We start from the raw sequence: 17,232 nt of genomic DNA, 5'->3' as shown, positions 1-17,232 counted from the left end.
CCTACATATGAAATTCATTCTAAGTCTTAATCTTCCTCAAAAGTATAATCAAACTTAAGTGAATAATCAGCAGAAATAAAAATACGCTTTACAAGTTTTTTAAGAACGACCTCTTTTAAATTATAATCCAGCTTGTCTAAATTTTCAATTAACCCAATTACTTTATCAAGTATAGTATTAAGCTTTATATCTATGCTGTCACTTTTCTCAAGCTTTTTATTCAAAACATCAATTTTTTGAATCAGTTCATTCTTTTTTTCCCGCAGCTCAGACATTCTAACTTTGTATTCGTCTATTAATATGACTTCACTTTCAAATGCCTCCTGCTGTTTCCTTATAGCTACATTTATTTTATCAAGACTTTTTTGCAATTCCTCACGAAGTTTTTTCTCCTGTATAAGTTTTTTATCAAAAAGGTATTGCTTGGCCCTGATGCTCTCCTCAAGCAATTCCCTATCCTTAAAGAAATTCTTTAAGTGCTCCATAACAAGGCTGTCTACCTTTCCCATATCCCAATACTTGGACTTTGTATCACAAATCCCATAGCGGTTCTGATCTACATAATAGAAGTAATACGGTTCTTTTGGATTTTTGGCTTTACTTGGTTGCTTGCCACCATATATCTTACCATTGCAAACGCTGCAATAGAGAAATCCGGATAGCAAGTATTTCTTTTCACAGCTCCATTCCTTGCTATCTTTTTCTTTTCTTTCATTTATGATTTGCTGAACCTTTTCATATTCTTCATTAGTAATCAATGGCTCATGGGTATTATGTCTTATTATCCATTCCGATTCAGGTCTTACTAGCCTCTTTTGCCTGCCTGTACTGTCTCTGACCATGGTTGTAGCATTGTAAATAGTAATCCCCAAATATACAGGATTCGTTAGTATTGTCCTAATTGAATTTGTATGCCATTTCTCGCCTCTTTTAGAGGGTATCCCCTGACTATTTAGATATTTGCATATTTTAAGCTGTCCCCACCCCTCCAGAAACTTCTCAACAATTAGCCTGTATATTTTTGATGTCTCGTCATTAACCATAAGGTACTGTTTATCTGGAGTCAGCATATAGCCAAAAGCTGGCGAGGCTACATTGGTTTTACCTTCCTTGGCCTTTAAAAGCTGAGTTACCTTAACTCTGCTGGCTGTAGTTTTCCGCTCCTTCTGGGCAAGCCCTGCATGAATGACCAGCAAAAATTCATCGTCATCAGTCCGGCTGTCATAGTTCTCCTTAAGAGAAATAAAAAATGCACCATAATCACCGAGGCTTCTCTTAAGCTCAAGAATATCCATTATATCCCTGGAAGTTCTGGCAATTTCTTTAGAAATAACACCGTTTATTATCCCTTTTTTTATATCTTCTCTGAGTTGCTGCATTTCATTCCTCAGATATGAATATGCACCGCTTTTAACATCGATATAAAAACGCACCAGGTTATATCCGTTTATGCTTGCCCATTCTTTTAATATCTTCTTTTGGTTTTCAATAGAAGACTTCTGGGACTCCTTAGCAGTTGATACTCTTATATAGCCGCCAACATCCAGATTACACTTCCCCAGTGTTTTATGCTGGTCATTATATTCTTTAAACCTGTTGCCGCTGACAAGAGGAGGAACATATTTTATTTCTCTGTCCATACCGACACACTTCTATCTTCATTTGAATTAATTTCTTCCAGAAGTATTTGTTTGATAAGAATTTCAATAACATCATCAAGAATTTCAATTTTAGACATAATTTAAACCCCATTTCATAATATCGTCTAGGCCATAATATTCAAAATATGGCTTGTATGATTACAGAATGAGGTTAATTATATTTGCGGGATATTTATAAAATAGCAAATAATTTCATTTTAATCCAGTGGTAAAATTTTGTTTTAGCCATTTCTATTGTAAAGTGCCAGCAGCAATGCTATATTGATCGCCAGAGAGTCATTATCCTTTATCCTTTACTTGCTATTCCCTAAAGTACTGATAAATCTACTGATAAATTCAATCCATTTCTTACTTTCGTTTCATTTCCGTGATATAATTCCATTAGTGGCGTCTCCTCTTGTTATTTGTTTTTCCCAAACAACAGTTTATCAAACTGTCGTCAGGAACGCCACTTCAAATTCCACGGATTTTGGGACAATTTCTCTGAATTCTGCATTAAAACATATTACAAAAAGGTTTAAGATGGTGATTGAATGGATAAAAAAAGTTTTCTAGTATCACATTTCTAATCAGCTTTAATTTAGTAATAGCAACTTTATTTATTCCCTCTAAAGCAAGTAATATAAGTGAATTAAGGGGATTAAAAATGGGTTAACCGTTTCATTTTGTTACACAACAATTTACACTAGACCCACCAAAATTTCCTTACTATACTGGAATTAAATCTATTTGGGAATACCCAATTAGTATAAATTGGCTTAATATAATACTATCAGTTATTTTAGTAAATATTATAGTCTTCATGATAGCTTCGGTTAAAAAGCATATTCTGCTAATCAAAGGCAAAAAGAGTATTTGTAAAAAATACTATAACTAATCCTTATATGTAAGGACTAGCAGCAAAACGTATTTTATACTCTAAGAAATCAGGAATAAAAACATCTTGATTTTTTTCTACCTAGAATACACGGGCAATCAAATACATAAAGCTTATTATATATGAGTTCTGTTAAGAACTTTTAACTCTCAAGTAATTCATTTCTTGAAATATAATCATGGATCATAAATCCTTGAATATAAAATCATCTAAAAACTATTTGGCGAAAAATATATTTCTTTTAACTCAAAGATAAATACCTGCTTTTAAATTGCAACCTTTTTGTCGGTTATTTTATACACTTATATGGTATAATTTAAAAAAGAAGGTGATAGCTTGAATGACTTTAGCATTAAGATTACACCCGAAAATGTCATTGAATTCGATACCAGCGGTGCTAATAAGAGAATTAGGTTATAGAATTTTCGATCATTTCAGTCTGATTATAAAAAGAGAGGGATTAGATGGAGAACAAATTAGATAATATCCACGTATTTCACTACTACTTTACAGACCTTACAAATAATATGGATCATAAAAAATACTACTATATGGAAGCCGGATCCTACTCACAATTATATGTAAAAGAATTATTCGATGGAAAAATAAATCAAAGCATGCAGGTGTATTGGAAGGAAATGTTATTAAGAGTCCACTTTGCATCAGTTACTAGCATTATTCGAAATAAAAAATGGTTTAGTGGTGTTATATATGGTATTAAAAGTGAAAATCTTATGATTTTTGCTTCATCACTTCGTGGTTTTTTAGAAGCTGTTACTGATAGTTATTACTCATTGGAATCAGTTCCAACAAGTTTATCATTGAACTTTAGAAATATAAATCAAGCAATAAAAGGAGAATTGAATCAGCCATTACTATCTAATGAACTTGAAAATAAATTACTACACTTTCAATTCGCAGCTCAGAGTAAAGACAAATATGAAAACGTAAAAAAAGCACTTAAAAGTGCCAAATATATCGAACTATTTGATATGTACAGTGATTTAAAAACGAAGGAACTATATTCTTTATTATGTGAAATTACGCACCCTTCATTAAAATCAATATCTTGTTTTACGTCCGAAGTAATTGTATCAGAAAATTATTCTTATATGATAACAAGTACAATATCTGATAATAAACAAATATTAGAAATTTTGAATAAATATTATGAAAGTATTGATCAATTGATGAGGCTATCCTTGTCAGTTACCGTGCTAAGCTTAAAAATTCTTAATTTATATGATTTTGACGATGTGAAGTCGGATTATATAAATAATTGTGCAGTTAATTGTATAATTAGTAAGGAAGGTTGGAATAAAATCTTAAAAATGATAGAACAAAGTTCAAGTTCTATTTGAGATTACCAATACAGTTACACTTTTGATTACAAAATTTAGGCATAAAGAATAGGAACTCGATATGGCACTATCAGTTAAAAATTTTACTTGTATACTTTTCCATAAGATAATAAAATATTCTTGAAATTAACATTTTAGAAGTGGTGACATATGTTCATAAGTTCATTGAAAGAGAGAACACAGAGAAAAATCAACCATAGCCACTGCACTCTACAAGGCAAATGTTAAAAAAGAAGAAATTCTTCGGTTGCTGAAAAAATATTGTAATGTCGATGAGGACAATCTAAGGGGGATATAGTGATGTTTGGAATTACGCCAAAAGGAAAGCAGGAAGAGGTCATGGCTCTTCCCGCAAAAGGACATATCGTTGTTTTGGGAACTGCCGGTAGCGGCAAAACGACCATTGCTTTGCTGCGTGCTCACCACCTTGCCAATATTCCAAATGGCGGTAAAGTGCTGCTAGTCACATTTAATGGTGCTTTGGTCGAATATATGCGTGGGATAAGTAGCTCTCAATCAACAAAGCTCGTTGTCGAAAATTACCACAAATTCGCACGTGGCTATTTAAATAGCCGCGGGAAAATGCCGCGCTGGAATGGAATTCTGAGTCCCGAAGAAAAAGCTTACTACATAGAGCAAGCCATAGAAGCTTTGAAAACGAAATACCAGACAGAGTCAACTTTTAAACGTCCCAAGGAGTTCTTTATTGAAGAGATTACCTTTATAGAAAAATTTGGCTTTGCTAATCTCGCCGAATACAGAGAAACTGAGCGTATCGGTCGTGCCTCCTCCAACATTAAGCGCGAAAACCGAAAGTGGATTTTTGCAGTATATGAAAAATACATGGAACTGCGCGAAGCCGTTGGCCGGAAATATGACTGGGATGACTTGGCATTCTACGTCTTCAACGAGTTGCAGGATGATGATGGTGAACGTAGATACACCCATATCATTGTAGACGAGGGGCAAGACTTCTCGCCGATGATGATCAAGTCATTGGTAGAGGCTGTAGCCGACGGTGGCTCGTTTACGTTCTTTGGGGATGTGGCACAACAGATTTACGGCAGCCGTTTGTCTTGGCGTGATTCAGGTGTGGACGCAAACAAAATATGGCGGTTTGATGTGAACTACCGTAATCCTGCGACCATCACAGCATTTACGAAAGCCATAACCGAAAGTGAATACTGGCGGCAAGATGGAGATATGGTCGAGGCAACTGCTCAGATTGCTGAAGGGCCAAAGCCTATACTGGTGAAGTTCTCACGCAAGCAGCGTGAAATGGCTTGGGTCGTTGAACGAGCAATTGCTACTGGGAAGACATCGTCCACTGTAATTGTCTGCAGAAATAGGGCTGATATTGATACTTTTTTACCTGTTCTTAAAAACAAGGGCTGTGATGCAACTGAGATTAACAAGGACACTCCTGGTTTTGCTCATTTGAAGAAGGTCTACCTTACAACCTATCACGCCGCAAAGGGGCTGGAATTCGACAATGTGTTTATTCCATATCTGACAGTGGACAAACTTCCTGACCCTGATACGGTTTCAAGTGCAGTCTCAGAAGAGGATGCATATGCCGACGAGATAAAACTTCTTTACGTTGCCGCAACCAGATCCAAATATGGGCTTTATATGACTTACAGCGGGACGTTGTCGCCGTTGTTCCCAGAGGATTCTGACAGCTACGATTTCCATGATGAGGAGGATGTGGTATGAGTGCATATGATGTCTTGACAGCACGCGGAGTCACCCGCTTATGCCACTTTACGAAACTTCAGAGCCTAACACATATCGTCACTTCTGAGAATGGTGTTTTGGCGAGCAGTTCAATACGCCAAGATACGAAAAACGTGAACGACACAGCTCGTTATGACGGCGAATTGAATTTTGTGTGCTGCTCCGTGCAGTACCCGAACTCGTGGTTCTTAAAAAAGGCTATGCAGAATAATCTGGATAAAATTTTTAAAGATTGGGTTGTTCTGTATGTCGACTTGAGCATACTAAAATATAAAAACGCAAAATTCTGTCCTTGCAATGCGAGCAAATCAAGTGGAGCTTATATAAATGGAAATATGGATAACATCGACTCTATTTTCGCTACTTCTGTTTCCACTTTTGCTTATCCAAGGTCGCCGAAGATGCTCTCTTCCTGCCCGACAGACGGGCAAGCGGAAATACTGATAGAAGATAGCATCCCGCGAGAATATATAAACGGACTCGCTGTTGGAAATGAGGACGTTGCAAAACGAGTCTATGCGATACTTACAATGTATGGTATGGGGCATATACCCCTTTACATTGCTCCAGATGTGCTGACTACGAATTGGAGCAATATGATTAAGAATGGTCGTCGACCAGACGAGATCCAGTGCGACTGGTCAGAGGAGGATTAAACTATGTGTACGGTGATACCAACCCAAATAGAAAAATGTAAAGGAGCAATGCTGTCCACCGCCATTGGTGACGCTCTGGGATGGCCTAATGAGCCGCGATCTAAAAACAGAGCGAAAAATCCAAAGGTCGTCGACTACTTTGTTGAGTGGACGCGTAGTTCTAAAAGTCCGCGTTGGCATGACGAGAAGATTCTATCCGGCGAGTACAGTGATGATACTCAGTTGACATTATCTGTGGCACGAAGCATCATTACAGGCGACTGGGAGAAGTTTCTCGCTGAAAAGGAACTTCCCTTCTGGCTGAATTATGAACGTGGTGGTGGAAGTGCTATACTGAAGGCAGCCAAGTCCTGTAAAGATGGATTCTTGCTATGGCAATCCAACTATACTCGAGACTACTTTAATGCAGGTGGTAACGGTGCTACAATGCGCATTCTACCGCATGTTATAGCGGCAGCGAAAACACCCAATATCACTAAAGTAATGATGGACGTCGTTAAGGATACCCTTATAACTCACGGCCACCCACGTGCATTTTTAGGTGCAACTTGTTATGCTTATGCACTGGATTATCTTTTGAGGAAAGAGACGGTTCTGGAATATGGAGAACTAGTTACTGCCGTAATTAATGGTCAGAATGACTGGGGTGCGAACCTTAATCCTGATGTTTTCGGAAAGTGGCTTAGCATCGCCCAACAACACCGTGAATACGACTTTTACACGGAATGGGAAAACACCCGTGCCCGCATGGTAAGTCAACTTGAGTTTATAAGGGTTTCGCTAAAGAAGGGCTTAATCCTTGACGACACAAAAGTACTGACCGATTTAGAGTGCTTCGGGAAGGCAAACGGTGCCGGAGACGTTGCTGCATTAGCCGCCATCTATTTAACTTCAAGATACGCCAATAATCCATCTCTCGGAATTAAAGTTCCGGCGTTTTCGTTTGGCGCAGATACCGATACTATTGCTTCTATAACTGGCGGATTATTGGGAATGCTCAGTGGCACGAACTGGATTCCAACAGAATGGAAGGCAGTTCAGGATTATGATTGCCTTATTCAAATGACAGAGTTGCTTTTGACGGACAACAAAAAAGAAGCCACCAAGGAGGAAGTCGCAGAAGCGAAAGCTCAAGACAATCGATGGAGAACTACGCCAATTGGTAAGATGAGGCTTGTCGATTCAAAAAGCGTACCAAATGGCAAGTACGGCATCGTGATAATCGAAAAGTGGCAGACCATGCTTGGGCAAACCTTATACACAAAGGATTTCAAGCCTAACGATACGCGGAAACAACAAACCAGTCAACCTGGTGTGGAGATGAAGCAACCTCATCAGCCCACCTTATACGATTTGGCAGACCAGTCGAAACTCAAAGCTGAACAACAACCAGCGACTCAGTATCAGACAAAAATACCTGCACAAGAACCTGTGCAGGAGATGCTTGCTTCGCAAAATGCGAAACGGCAGTTTGTCTTGGACAGTAACGCCATTGCTGCATTACTCAGCAACCCCCAGTTCAAAAAGAACATTACTGTCGGAAAAGTGATGAATATTATACAAGCCATATTAGATGGTGATAAGGCAAGCGATATCCTTGCAAAGCGGTTTGAGGTCGAAAAAGCGATGATAGACCTCATAAAAGGCTTTGTGAAAAAATAATACTTTGTCGACACTGTGAAATTAGAACGACTGAAATCCCCGACATTGGATGGAACATGGCGGAGCATTTGACACTGGCGACCTACGCGACTATTGAGTAAGCGGTGGAACAAATACCACAGTGTAAAAGCCTCCTGTGCTTGATATTATTAGAAATAATAAATATCAGACAGGAGGTTTTCTAATGCCTAATAGAGATTTAAATTTTAGAAGAGATTGGAAAATTACGAAAAAGTGGACTAAGCGTCAGAGCTTCACAGAAATATGGCAAATATTGCCTATACATATTGCAAAATATCGATAAGAATTTCAATAATAGCAAAGAATTTCACTTTAATCCAGTGGTAAAATTTGGATTTAACGGTTTCTGTTGTAAAGTGCCAACAGTAATGCTATATTAATGGCTAGAGAGTCATTATCCTTAATTCCATATGCCTCTTCTATGAACTTTTTAGTCTTTTCCTTAAGCTCGGAATTTATAGAGACCGAAGCCTTGCTTTTTTCGCTGGCGAAGATTTTTACAAAGTCGTTGTTTAAGTTAATAAGTTTTTCTTTCGGGTTATCAACCTCAATGCGAGAAAGTGCTTTTTTAATATCTTCTACTCCTTTTTCCAGCCGGTAAGTTTTTTGAAGAATAGTATTTATTAAATCTTCAAGCTTTGGGTTTGAGTTAACTTGTGTTTCTTTTGAATGTCCTGAACTTGGTTCACTTTTAATGAGTAACATGTTGTTATCTTTCTTTTCTGGCGAAGATGTAAATTGGAATATATCATCAATGCCTATCTGGGAATTAGATGTGAAACCTTTCGGATCTATCCTCAGCTCAACCCATAGTTTAAGTTCTTTATCCCAAACCTTTTGAAAATTTCTTTTTACTATTCCTCCAACAGTAGTATTTGAAAGTGATATATTTCTATCTTTTTTTAAAACATTCGTGATTTTATTTAAATTAAAATTCTGATTAATCATTTTTTCTATAATACTTAAAGTTTCAGGATCAATTGTTATATGTCCTCTCAATTAAATCAACTTCTTTAAAAATGTTCATGATACAGCATACGAGAGAATTAACCGTTTTATTACGAAACATGTTCTTAATTTATAATTTTCATTTTTAAAATATTTTGGTAGGATAAAAGTAGGATAAAACAAGGATATTTATACTACCATCTTGGAGAAACGTACAAGTAGGCAATAAGTCTGTCACGGTATACCGTGACAGACTTATTGCCTACTTGTACTTATAAATGATTTTATATTTTAGGATTTAAAGCTCCATGATTATATTTAAGAAATGAATTAAGATATCCTTTTTAATATGCTTTTAATGAAAAACTCATTGAATAAAATTTTTTTTACTTAGAGAGCATGGTTTTATTTATTATTAAATAATAAAGTCCAAATTCCACTTGAAATAGGAAATATTACCATAAACAAAACCACAGTATAAATAACCGATATTTTTTTGTCAAATGAAATAACTTTTAATGAATCTACCTTTTTCCATATTTTAAACCATTTTGATTCTTGTTCAGAAGTATTAATTTTCCACTTTGATAGAGTATATAATAATGCACCAACCAATAAGAAAATGAAGATAGCAATGAAAATAGTAGATAGTATCTGGAATATCAAATACATACTTTCAATTTTATATTTAGTATCAAATAGATAAGAAAATATACCCTCTTTTTTGAATTTTGCAATAAATTCCTCTAACAACGGTGGTGTACAAAAAGAATACTTTTGAAACATTATACATGCATATGTACCTAAAAACAACATTGGTAATGAGAATAATGTGTATGGATTGAATACTTTATTTTCCATATAAGATTGATGTTTAATTACTTTAGATGCCCACACAAAAGCACAAATAAATCCTACAAGAGAAGGCAATTGTAATATATTCAAAATAACCTCTTTATATTTAGTATAATATGTAATAGCCAAACCGATGCTGATTATACCTACAATCAAAATCATCCAAAATAAGCCATCATCATTTTGTTCATCTTTTATTCTTTGGTTATAATAATTTATATGAGTTTCTTTTTTCGACTTGTCTATATAAATGCTGCCGGATATCTTACTATTATTAATAATTTCGCCTTTATTATTATGGCTTTCTAGATCATGGGAGTTTGTTTTTTTATTAACAATAGTATTACTATTATTTATTCTATTGTTGTTACCTTTTACACTTGTTTTATAAACATTGCCTTTATTTGAATTAATAAATAATGCTGGAATTCCAAACGCCATTGTTATCAATATTCCAATAATTGCAATAATATCACTTGAAGACATAATTTATCTCTCCTTTACAAATAATTGCTTTATTTTTATGAATATATTGAACTTTAAATAAGAAATATTAGCTATTAGATAAAAGAATTGCTCAAACATTAAGGGAATTATATCCCTTAATGTTTGAATTTCTGAAATTAATACCTATATTGAATGATAAATTCTGGATCAAGCTGATAATAGAAGCTTATTATATTCCTGCCTGTGTTTTGAATTTGGGCAATAAACTCAGTTATTTCTTGACCGTCTTGTGCTTTACCTCTAGTACCATTCGGATCAATAACAGCTCCTATTGGAGTTATTATTGATGCTTGAACTCTCCCACCTTGTGGATTTAGTTCAAGACCATCAAAAGGAAGTACAAACTTAAACTCGAAGGTGTTTTGGGTAGTTGGGTAAAGTTTATAATCATAATTAACTATGTATTTATTAGTTGAACCAGCTATAGGTAATATAGATGTTTTTTTCATAATAGCTCTTATAAGATATCTTGCAGCATCAGACATTACTTCCTGGAGATTTCCTGCTTCTGCTTGTTGTCTTATATCATCGGTTCCTGCAAGTAAGTTTTCTTCCTTTATGGGATACATTGGTAAATTTCCCATATTTGCAGCATTAAAAAATTGTGATACCTCTGGTGGAACAGAGACACCTGCTGGAACATACCAACAAGCATCATTTGGCAGTGGTTCATCTGTAATAAGCATAGTTTCTACATGAACCATATCATATGGAAGTCCATGAGCTGAAGTATTATTTATGATAGCTGTAAGATCTTGAAAATTTATTTTAAACATAAATTCTGCCTCCTTGTTTTATAAATTTAAAATGTAAGTTCTATCTTGCAAGTTACCATAATATAATGTATAATTATATTATGAAAAGAGTAATGCTTAAATAAAGATACATTTACTTGGGGTGGTAGCCGGTAAGTATATCTTCATATTAAGTTCGAATCTCATTTTTAGTGTCAATACAATTCAGAAAAAGGGCTAAATATTAAGCTCTTTTTTATTTTATCTCCCACATAAACACACCTCTTTCAATTTTCAATCCCTCTCACTATACTTTGGTGGTAGTCAAAAATATTTTGAAAGGAATCTTTTAATTTTACTTTCTTAGCAATTGATCCAGAGAACTTACATTCTCCTTCTCAAGAAGAGTTTGTAAATGCATGTCCGATCTTACATCAAAGTCTTTGTTATACTTTTTTTCTATTGTCGAGACATGAGTATCTCCTCTTTTCTGTCTTAGCTCTCCGTTCTGATTTCTAGAACGATAACCCTTCATTCCTGGAGCATCTTTAGCCATATCATCACCTCCCTTCAAACTTATATTTATTTACAAAATATTTTTATTTTTTATAAATGTATCATAATTTCATTAACTCCACGCACTCTAGCTGCTTCTAACTTGTTATAAATTTGTTGCGTTTCTTCATAAGAATTGCCATCATAATCACAATAATTAATTGTTATTACAGCAGCATAATGTAATTTTTCAACAACTCCATTTTGACGTTCCATAGCGTGAATAACTAAGTATGGATATTCTAGTGCACTATATCTTGCATAAGGTAATCTCCTTTTAACCACTGTATCCCATTTAAAATTTGCTCTTCTTTCTTGCTCTGTTTTATACTTATTACTATTTTTTGAATCTGATGCAGGTGCCTTACTTTCTGACCATCCTTCACTTAAAAGTCTTTCAATATCATCCCTCTGATTAATTTTATGGCGTTTTTTATTACCCACTTTCCCAGTGTTTGGGTCCTTATATGAATAAGTATAAATATTTATGTTAGGATAAAAAGTATCTTCAATACATGATAAAGTATAGTCCTCTGTATCCTTTGGGTTTATAGGTGTCATAATTGCAATTGTATATTCTATTTCAACTTTACCACTGTAGTCTAAATTATTTAGAAAAGGAATATTAAGTTTCGCATATTTTGAAGGTAATATTGTACTTTGGTATACAACAGTTACTTTATTGCTGTTACAGCCTAAAATTTCACTTGTATCTTCACAGAGTGCTCCATATCCTAAAAATTTGTCATGCTTCCCGTTAGGATGTTTTGCTGTATGTATAAGTAATGCTCTAGCCAATAATGGGTCTACCATATTACATCTTCCTATTATTTCAGCAGCTTTTCTCGCAACTAAAGGTGATGCAAAACTTGTTCCCTGTGCAAAATATTTACAAGCTCCATCTACTCCAATTAATTGAAATGGATTTTTATCACAACCACCAAATGCAACAATATCAGGTTTCACTTTACATCCCTCTCTACCATCACCAATACAGCTATAGGGAGCTCTTATAATATTATTACAATTATCATATGTAAATGCTCCAACACCAAGGTTGTTAACTGCATCAGCAGGAGCTTGTATACGTTTATCATCGTCATTAGGCAAATCGCCATCATTACCAACTGCTATTGCAAACCACCTTTTGTTATCCTTTGACAATTCGTCAATAACATAGGTAAATCTAGATATATAATCATCTTCAATTGGTCCATATGGGCCTAATGATAAATTATAAACTTTGATATTAGGATTCTTAGGAACCTCCTTTTCTATAATATCAATAACCTCATATAAATCGTAATCTTTCGGATCAGACAATGGGAATACTCTAAAACTATGCACTGATATTGGCGGAGTTGGAAGAATATCATTTGAAGAATATTTTTTTAAATCTCCGTATAATGCAGCTCCAACAACACCAATACCATGTTGTAAATAATCTTTATCCTTTTGTGTTTTAATAGTCTCAAATTCAGAAACATAGCTTTCAAGATGAGGTATATCTGGGTTTATCCCACCATCAAAAACACCAAGAATTATATTGGATTTCATATTACTATTGGATTGTCTTGGTAGTGTAAAGTTCGTCAATCCACCTCTTATCTTAGGTAATCCCTTAAATTCTAACGGATGAGCAGTCCTAATCGGATTAAATGGTAGTATCTTCTCTAATGTCGTTCTCCTTAAATATGCACTTATAAATATAGGTCCAGGATAATAGCTCCTTATACTTACTTTATTTGTATCACCTCCATTCTTCTTAATCAAATCCAGCAATTTATTAATCACATCTTTTTCCTTTTTGCCAAACGGATGAATGACAATTTCGATACGTCCTTCAGTCCAATCCGTGCCAAAAATATTAATAATCGTTGAATGGTCATCAAAATACATTTCCTCAACATTTCTTATATCTTCTGCAAACTTCTTTGAAAAATTTACATCATTCTGTAATAATAAGGATTCAAATTCAGATAACTTATCTTCAGATATTTTAAGAAAAATATCTTTACCAAACTTTACTTTTCGCTGACTTTTTTTATTAACTACTGTCTTAGACCATTTTTTTGATCCCACTTCTTCTGCTGCTGAACGTGTTATAAGTGCCTCAGGATAATAGGACTTTGAAGAATAATCAACATTCATTCTTAAATTGATAATAATCTCATCCAATTTATAATCTTCAGAAATTCGTTTTATATCTCCCTTAATTCTTCCTAATTCACTAAGCAATCTACTCTTAGCCTCATCAAAAGAAGGTCGTTTGTCTTCTTTTAGTTGTCCTGAATCCTTATCATAAGGAGCGATATATTCTTGCCCATTTCCTAATATAGGTCTTTTGATATCATCCATTCTCTTCACTCTCACTTTCTTTTAAATAGTATTGAATTGTAGAATGACTTTTATCAAGCCAACTGGCTAGAGTTCTTATTGGGACTTTTGCCTCTTGTCTAACCAATTTACAGAATTTCTTATTAAATCCAACATTATCAGATTCATACAAGCCAAGAAGCTCAATAATTAACACTTTAACTAAATCTTGGTTATTAATTAACGCTTTTCTTTTGGAGCGTTCAGCTAATTTACAAATATCTGCGGCGGATAAGTTTTCAATCATTTCTGCTATAACATTTAAAACAGAGTCTTTAATATTTATTTCTTCAGACTCGAACTGCCTCTTTAAAATTTGATACCTCTGTTCTTTGGCCGGCAAAGTTATTTCTAGATTAATATCAAACCTTCTCCAAATTGCTTTATCTAGTAAATCTGGATGGTTTGTAGCAGCTATTATAATTGAAAAATGCGGCCAATCTTCCAATTCCTTTAATAGTACATTTACAATACGCTTTAATTCTCCTAGGTCTGATGCATCGTCTCTTTTTTTTGCTATGGCATCAAATTCGTCTAACAACAACAAGGTCGGCTCTTTGCGAGCATAATCTAAAACACTTTTCAAATTCTGTCCTGTCTTACCTAAATAACTTGATATTGATGTTGCAAGATTCAAAGTAGCAAATTTCAAATTAAAAACTCCTGACAAATATCTTGCCAAATAAGTCTTTCCTACACCAGGAGGTCCATAAACTATTATTGAAGAAGATGGATTAAGACCAGCAGATATCAGTTTTGATAACTGTTGTCTTTCGTTTATAAAGTCATCAATAGCAATATTTAATTTCTCTGATAAAATCGGCCTCTTTGTATTGTAAGGCTCTTCAACTGTGATTAAATTAAGCCTCGAATCACTATCTAAAGGAGAACTTTCAATCCCAATTGATCTTTTTGCCTCTATCCCAACACCATTATAACTTAATGCATTTGCAATCTCCTCTGCAACTGCTGGATTAGTTTGTTTGAACCTTCTTATTAACTTCATCGATAGAGAACGTATAGTACGTTGATCATTATCTAATCCTGCTCTTATTAACTTAGGAAAAAAACTTTCCTTTTCCATTTTGTACTATCCTTTCGCATAATCATTATTTATTAATACATTTTTCATTATTGATTTCAGCCACTTTCACGCACTTTTGTATTACAAACGACTGTTCTGTAATTATTTTAATACATTTTTTTGTTTTTGTACATAGTTTTTCGAATTTTTATGTAAAAAAATACTTATTTAATTGTAATTTATGCATCTCCAATATCCCCTTATTTGTTCAATCTCGGAGTACCCTTAAAAAATATAATTATACAACTACATGCTTTTCCAAAAACTTTGTCTAATTATAATAATTTTACACAACTAATCATTGCACATTTTCCCAAACAGTAGCTATAGTTATCATGTCAGCAATACAAGGCAACCCCAAACAATCAAATAAAAAACAACATAACTATAAATGTCGAATTACGTCGTTAAATATTAGTCACCCAGGCAGGAATTTACATATTATTTGTTGAATAATGTTACTTAAAATACATGAATGATTTGGGGGTAATAAAATGTTTAATAGCAATCATTATATTCCAATTTTGAAATGGAAAAGGGGTGAACAAAGGGCACTTCAAGAATTACCAAACTCAATAAAAGATAAATTCACTCCCTTAATCGAAATTGTTCCTGTTCCATACGATTTTGTAAATGATACTCCTGCTAAAACAATCGACCAACACTTAGCAAACATAGGGGAACAAATTAGGGACTCTTGGTTGCCAAAAAAACCGTTATTTATTGATTTATGTTGGCTTGATGAAGATGATAGAATGGAAGACGGCAGTCATCCAATATATTTCATAATGAATGAAGTTAGAAAAAAAAAGTGTCTTGCAATCCCTGTAATCGGTTATGAAAGAGATGATGATTACAAATGCGAAGTTAAAGATGCTATCAAAGAAGACGGGTTAGGAGTATGTATACGACTTGAAGATGAGGACTTCTTAGACATTGATAGCAGATTGAATTCCTTAATGGAATATCTTGAGGTTATTCAATCACAGGTAGATATATTAATTGATTTAAAAGAAATTTCTCCTGATGACGAAAAGAAGAATATCCTTACAATAATAAGCATAATCAATTCCATACCTCATGTAAATGAATGGAGATCTATCACACTAGCTTTTACTACATTTCCCGAAACACTTTCCGCTGTGTCTGCTGACAGTACTGGCGTTATCCCCAGATCTGAGTGGAAAATTTGGAAGGAATTAATAAATAGAAAGAAATCTATTAAAAGAATTCCAGCCTTCAGTGATTATGTAATAGCAAATCCATTATATAATGAAATAGACCCACGCTTGATGAGAATGAGTGCAAACATTCGTTACACAACAAATGATGACTATTTAATTTTTAAAGGCAAGGCAATAAAGAAAAATGGCTGGAAACAAGTTTGTTCTATATCAGAAAAGTTGATAAATCACCCTCTATATTGTGGAAAAGACTTCAGTTGGGGTGATAGTTATATCTATATTTGTGCTACTGAAAAATGTTCAACCGGAAATGCAGAAACATGGCGAAAGGTCGGTACAAATCATCACATAACTTTTATTGTTAATCAACTCGCCAGTTTTTCCGAAGTTTAAGTTGCTCTCTTACATGATATTTTAATTCCTCAAGGGAAAAACTTTCAACAAGTTTTTCCCATATTTTATTTCTTGGCTTACTAATATAGCCCTTTTCCAATTCAAACCTTCTTAAAAGTTCTAACGCTTCGTCTCTCCAAAGTAATTGAACCACGGAATATGGGTCGATTTGAGGATTTGGATTACTTTGCCTCGAAACCAAAAATGAAACTTCGTCATCATTTATTTTCTCAGCAATAACTATTCCCCACCATTCAGGAATAAGCTTAAGAATACCTTCGTTATGACATTTTCCAGTTATTATTGTTATGGAATCTAAAACTTTGTTATAAATATCTATTTGTCCTGGTAACCTTTCTAGAGTATCACTTTCACTTTTTATTTCAAATCCGTGTATAGAACCGTTTACAACAGCAACATCTATTCTAGCATCACCTTGACATAGTCCAAGTTCATCAATTATTAGCGTGTCGTGTTCACCTGCATGCTCGTGTTTTAAATTTAAATGCAATTGTGCTCTTATATCAATGTCACGAGTTTTCATATATTTATTATCCTCTTAACTCTTTAATTTTAAACAATTCAATTCTACTATTTTTATATTTATATTACAATAATAAT

General features: G+C 34.2%; 13 protein-coding genes. 5 read left to right on the top strand and 8 right to left on the bottom strand.

Annotated features, from left to right (window positions below; all coding sequences use genetic code 11):
• Positions 1-26: 26 nt before the first annotated feature.
• Positions 27-1,640, bottom strand: coding sequence for a recombinase family protein (locus Bccel_RS00200; RefSeq protein WP_242853091.1), 1,614 nt, complete (start codon positions 1,638-1,640; stop codon positions 27-29).
• A gap of 1,362 nt (positions 1,641-3,002) precedes the next feature.
• Between Bccel_RS00200 and Bccel_RS00195 the strand changes: the two genes are divergently transcribed.
• The 4 genes from Bccel_RS00195 (at position 3,003) to Bccel_RS00180 (ending at position 7,954) form a co-directional block, all read left to right on the top strand.
• Complete coding sequence (locus Bccel_RS00195) at positions 3,003-3,899, top strand: hypothetical protein (protein ID WP_036939325.1); 897 nt, start codon at positions 3,003-3,005, stop codon at positions 3,897-3,899.
• A gap of 300 nt (positions 3,900-4,199) precedes the next feature.
• Positions 4,200-5,615, top strand: coding sequence for a 3'-5' exonuclease (locus tag Bccel_RS00190; RefSeq protein ID WP_036939324.1), 1,416 nt, complete (start codon positions 4,200-4,202; stop codon positions 5,613-5,615).
• Positions 5,612-6,292: a DUF4433 domain-containing protein gene (locus Bccel_RS00185; protein ID WP_036939321.1), complete on the top strand. Its 681-nt coding sequence runs from the start codon at positions 5,612-5,614 to the stop codon at positions 6,290-6,292. Before Bccel_RS00190 ends, Bccel_RS00185 begins: the two co-directional genes overlap by 4 nt.
• 3 nt (positions 6,293-6,295) lie before the next feature.
• Positions 6,296-7,954 (top strand): ADP-ribosylglycohydrolase family protein, encoded by a 1,659-nt coding sequence (locus Bccel_RS00180; protein WP_036939319.1) that lies wholly within the window; start codon positions 6,296-6,298, stop codon positions 7,952-7,954.
• Positions 7,955-8,311: 357 nt separating this feature from the next.
• Here Bccel_RS00180 and Bccel_RS00175 read toward each other — a convergent pair whose 3' ends face one another.
• The 6 genes from Bccel_RS00175 to Bccel_RS00150 all read right to left on the bottom strand — a co-directional run bounded on the left by Bccel_RS00175 (position 8,312) and on the right by Bccel_RS00150 (position 15,034).
• Positions 8,312-8,974 (bottom strand): hypothetical protein, encoded by a 663-nt coding sequence (locus tag Bccel_RS00175; RefSeq protein ID WP_036939318.1) that lies wholly within the window; start codon positions 8,972-8,974, stop codon positions 8,312-8,314.
• Positions 8,975-9,328: 354 nt separating this feature from the next.
• A complete protein-coding gene (locus Bccel_RS00170; protein ID WP_036939316.1) occupies positions 9,329-10,264 on the bottom strand; it encodes a hypothetical protein in 936 nt (311 codons plus the stop codon).
• Between the two features lie 137 nt (positions 10,265-10,401).
• Positions 10,402-11,061, bottom strand: coding sequence for a hypothetical protein (locus Bccel_RS00165; protein WP_036939315.1), 660 nt, complete (start codon positions 11,059-11,061; stop codon positions 10,402-10,404).
• 313 nt (positions 11,062-11,374) lie between these two features.
• A complete protein-coding gene (locus Bccel_RS00160) occupies positions 11,375-11,575 on the bottom strand; it encodes a hypothetical protein (RefSeq protein ID WP_036939312.1) in 201 nt (66 codons plus the stop codon).
• A gap of 50 nt (positions 11,576-11,625) precedes the next feature.
• Positions 11,626-13,932 carry a S8 family peptidase gene (locus tag Bccel_RS00155; protein WP_036939310.1) on the bottom strand — a complete coding sequence of 769 codons (2,307 nt, stop codon included), beginning with the start codon at positions 13,930-13,932 and terminating at the stop codon, positions 11,626-11,628.
• On the bottom strand, positions 13,925-15,034 hold the full coding sequence (locus Bccel_RS00150) for an AAA family ATPase (RefSeq protein ID WP_036939308.1): 1,110 nt from the start codon (positions 15,032-15,034) through the stop codon (positions 13,925-13,927). The genes Bccel_RS00155 and Bccel_RS00150 overlap by 8 nt, the downstream gene beginning before the upstream one ends.
• 494 nt (positions 15,035-15,528) lie before the next feature.
• Here Bccel_RS00150 and Bccel_RS00145 point away from each other — a divergent pair, with 494 nt between their 5' ends.
• A complete protein-coding gene (locus Bccel_RS00145) occupies positions 15,529-16,611 on the top strand; it encodes a beta family protein (protein WP_036939305.1) in 1,083 nt (360 codons plus the stop codon).
• Here the strand turns inward: Bccel_RS00145 and Bccel_RS00140 are convergent.
• On the bottom strand, positions 16,580-17,155 hold the full coding sequence (locus Bccel_RS00140; RefSeq protein WP_036939301.1) for a sce7726 family protein: 576 nt from the start codon (positions 17,153-17,155) through the stop codon (positions 16,580-16,582). The two genes, Bccel_RS00145 and Bccel_RS00140, sit on opposite strands and share 32 nt — an antisense overlap.
• Positions 17,156-17,232: the final 77 nt, after the last annotated feature.

The sequence above is a fragment of the Pseudobacteroides cellulosolvens ATCC 35603 = DSM 2933 genome (genome assembly GCF_001262605.1).
In the GTDB taxonomy this organism is placed as follows: Bacteria; Bacillota; Clostridia; order Acetivibrionales; family DSM-2933; genus Pseudobacteroides; species Pseudobacteroides cellulosolvens.
This window is presented reverse-complemented; position numbering and strand designations above follow the sequence as displayed.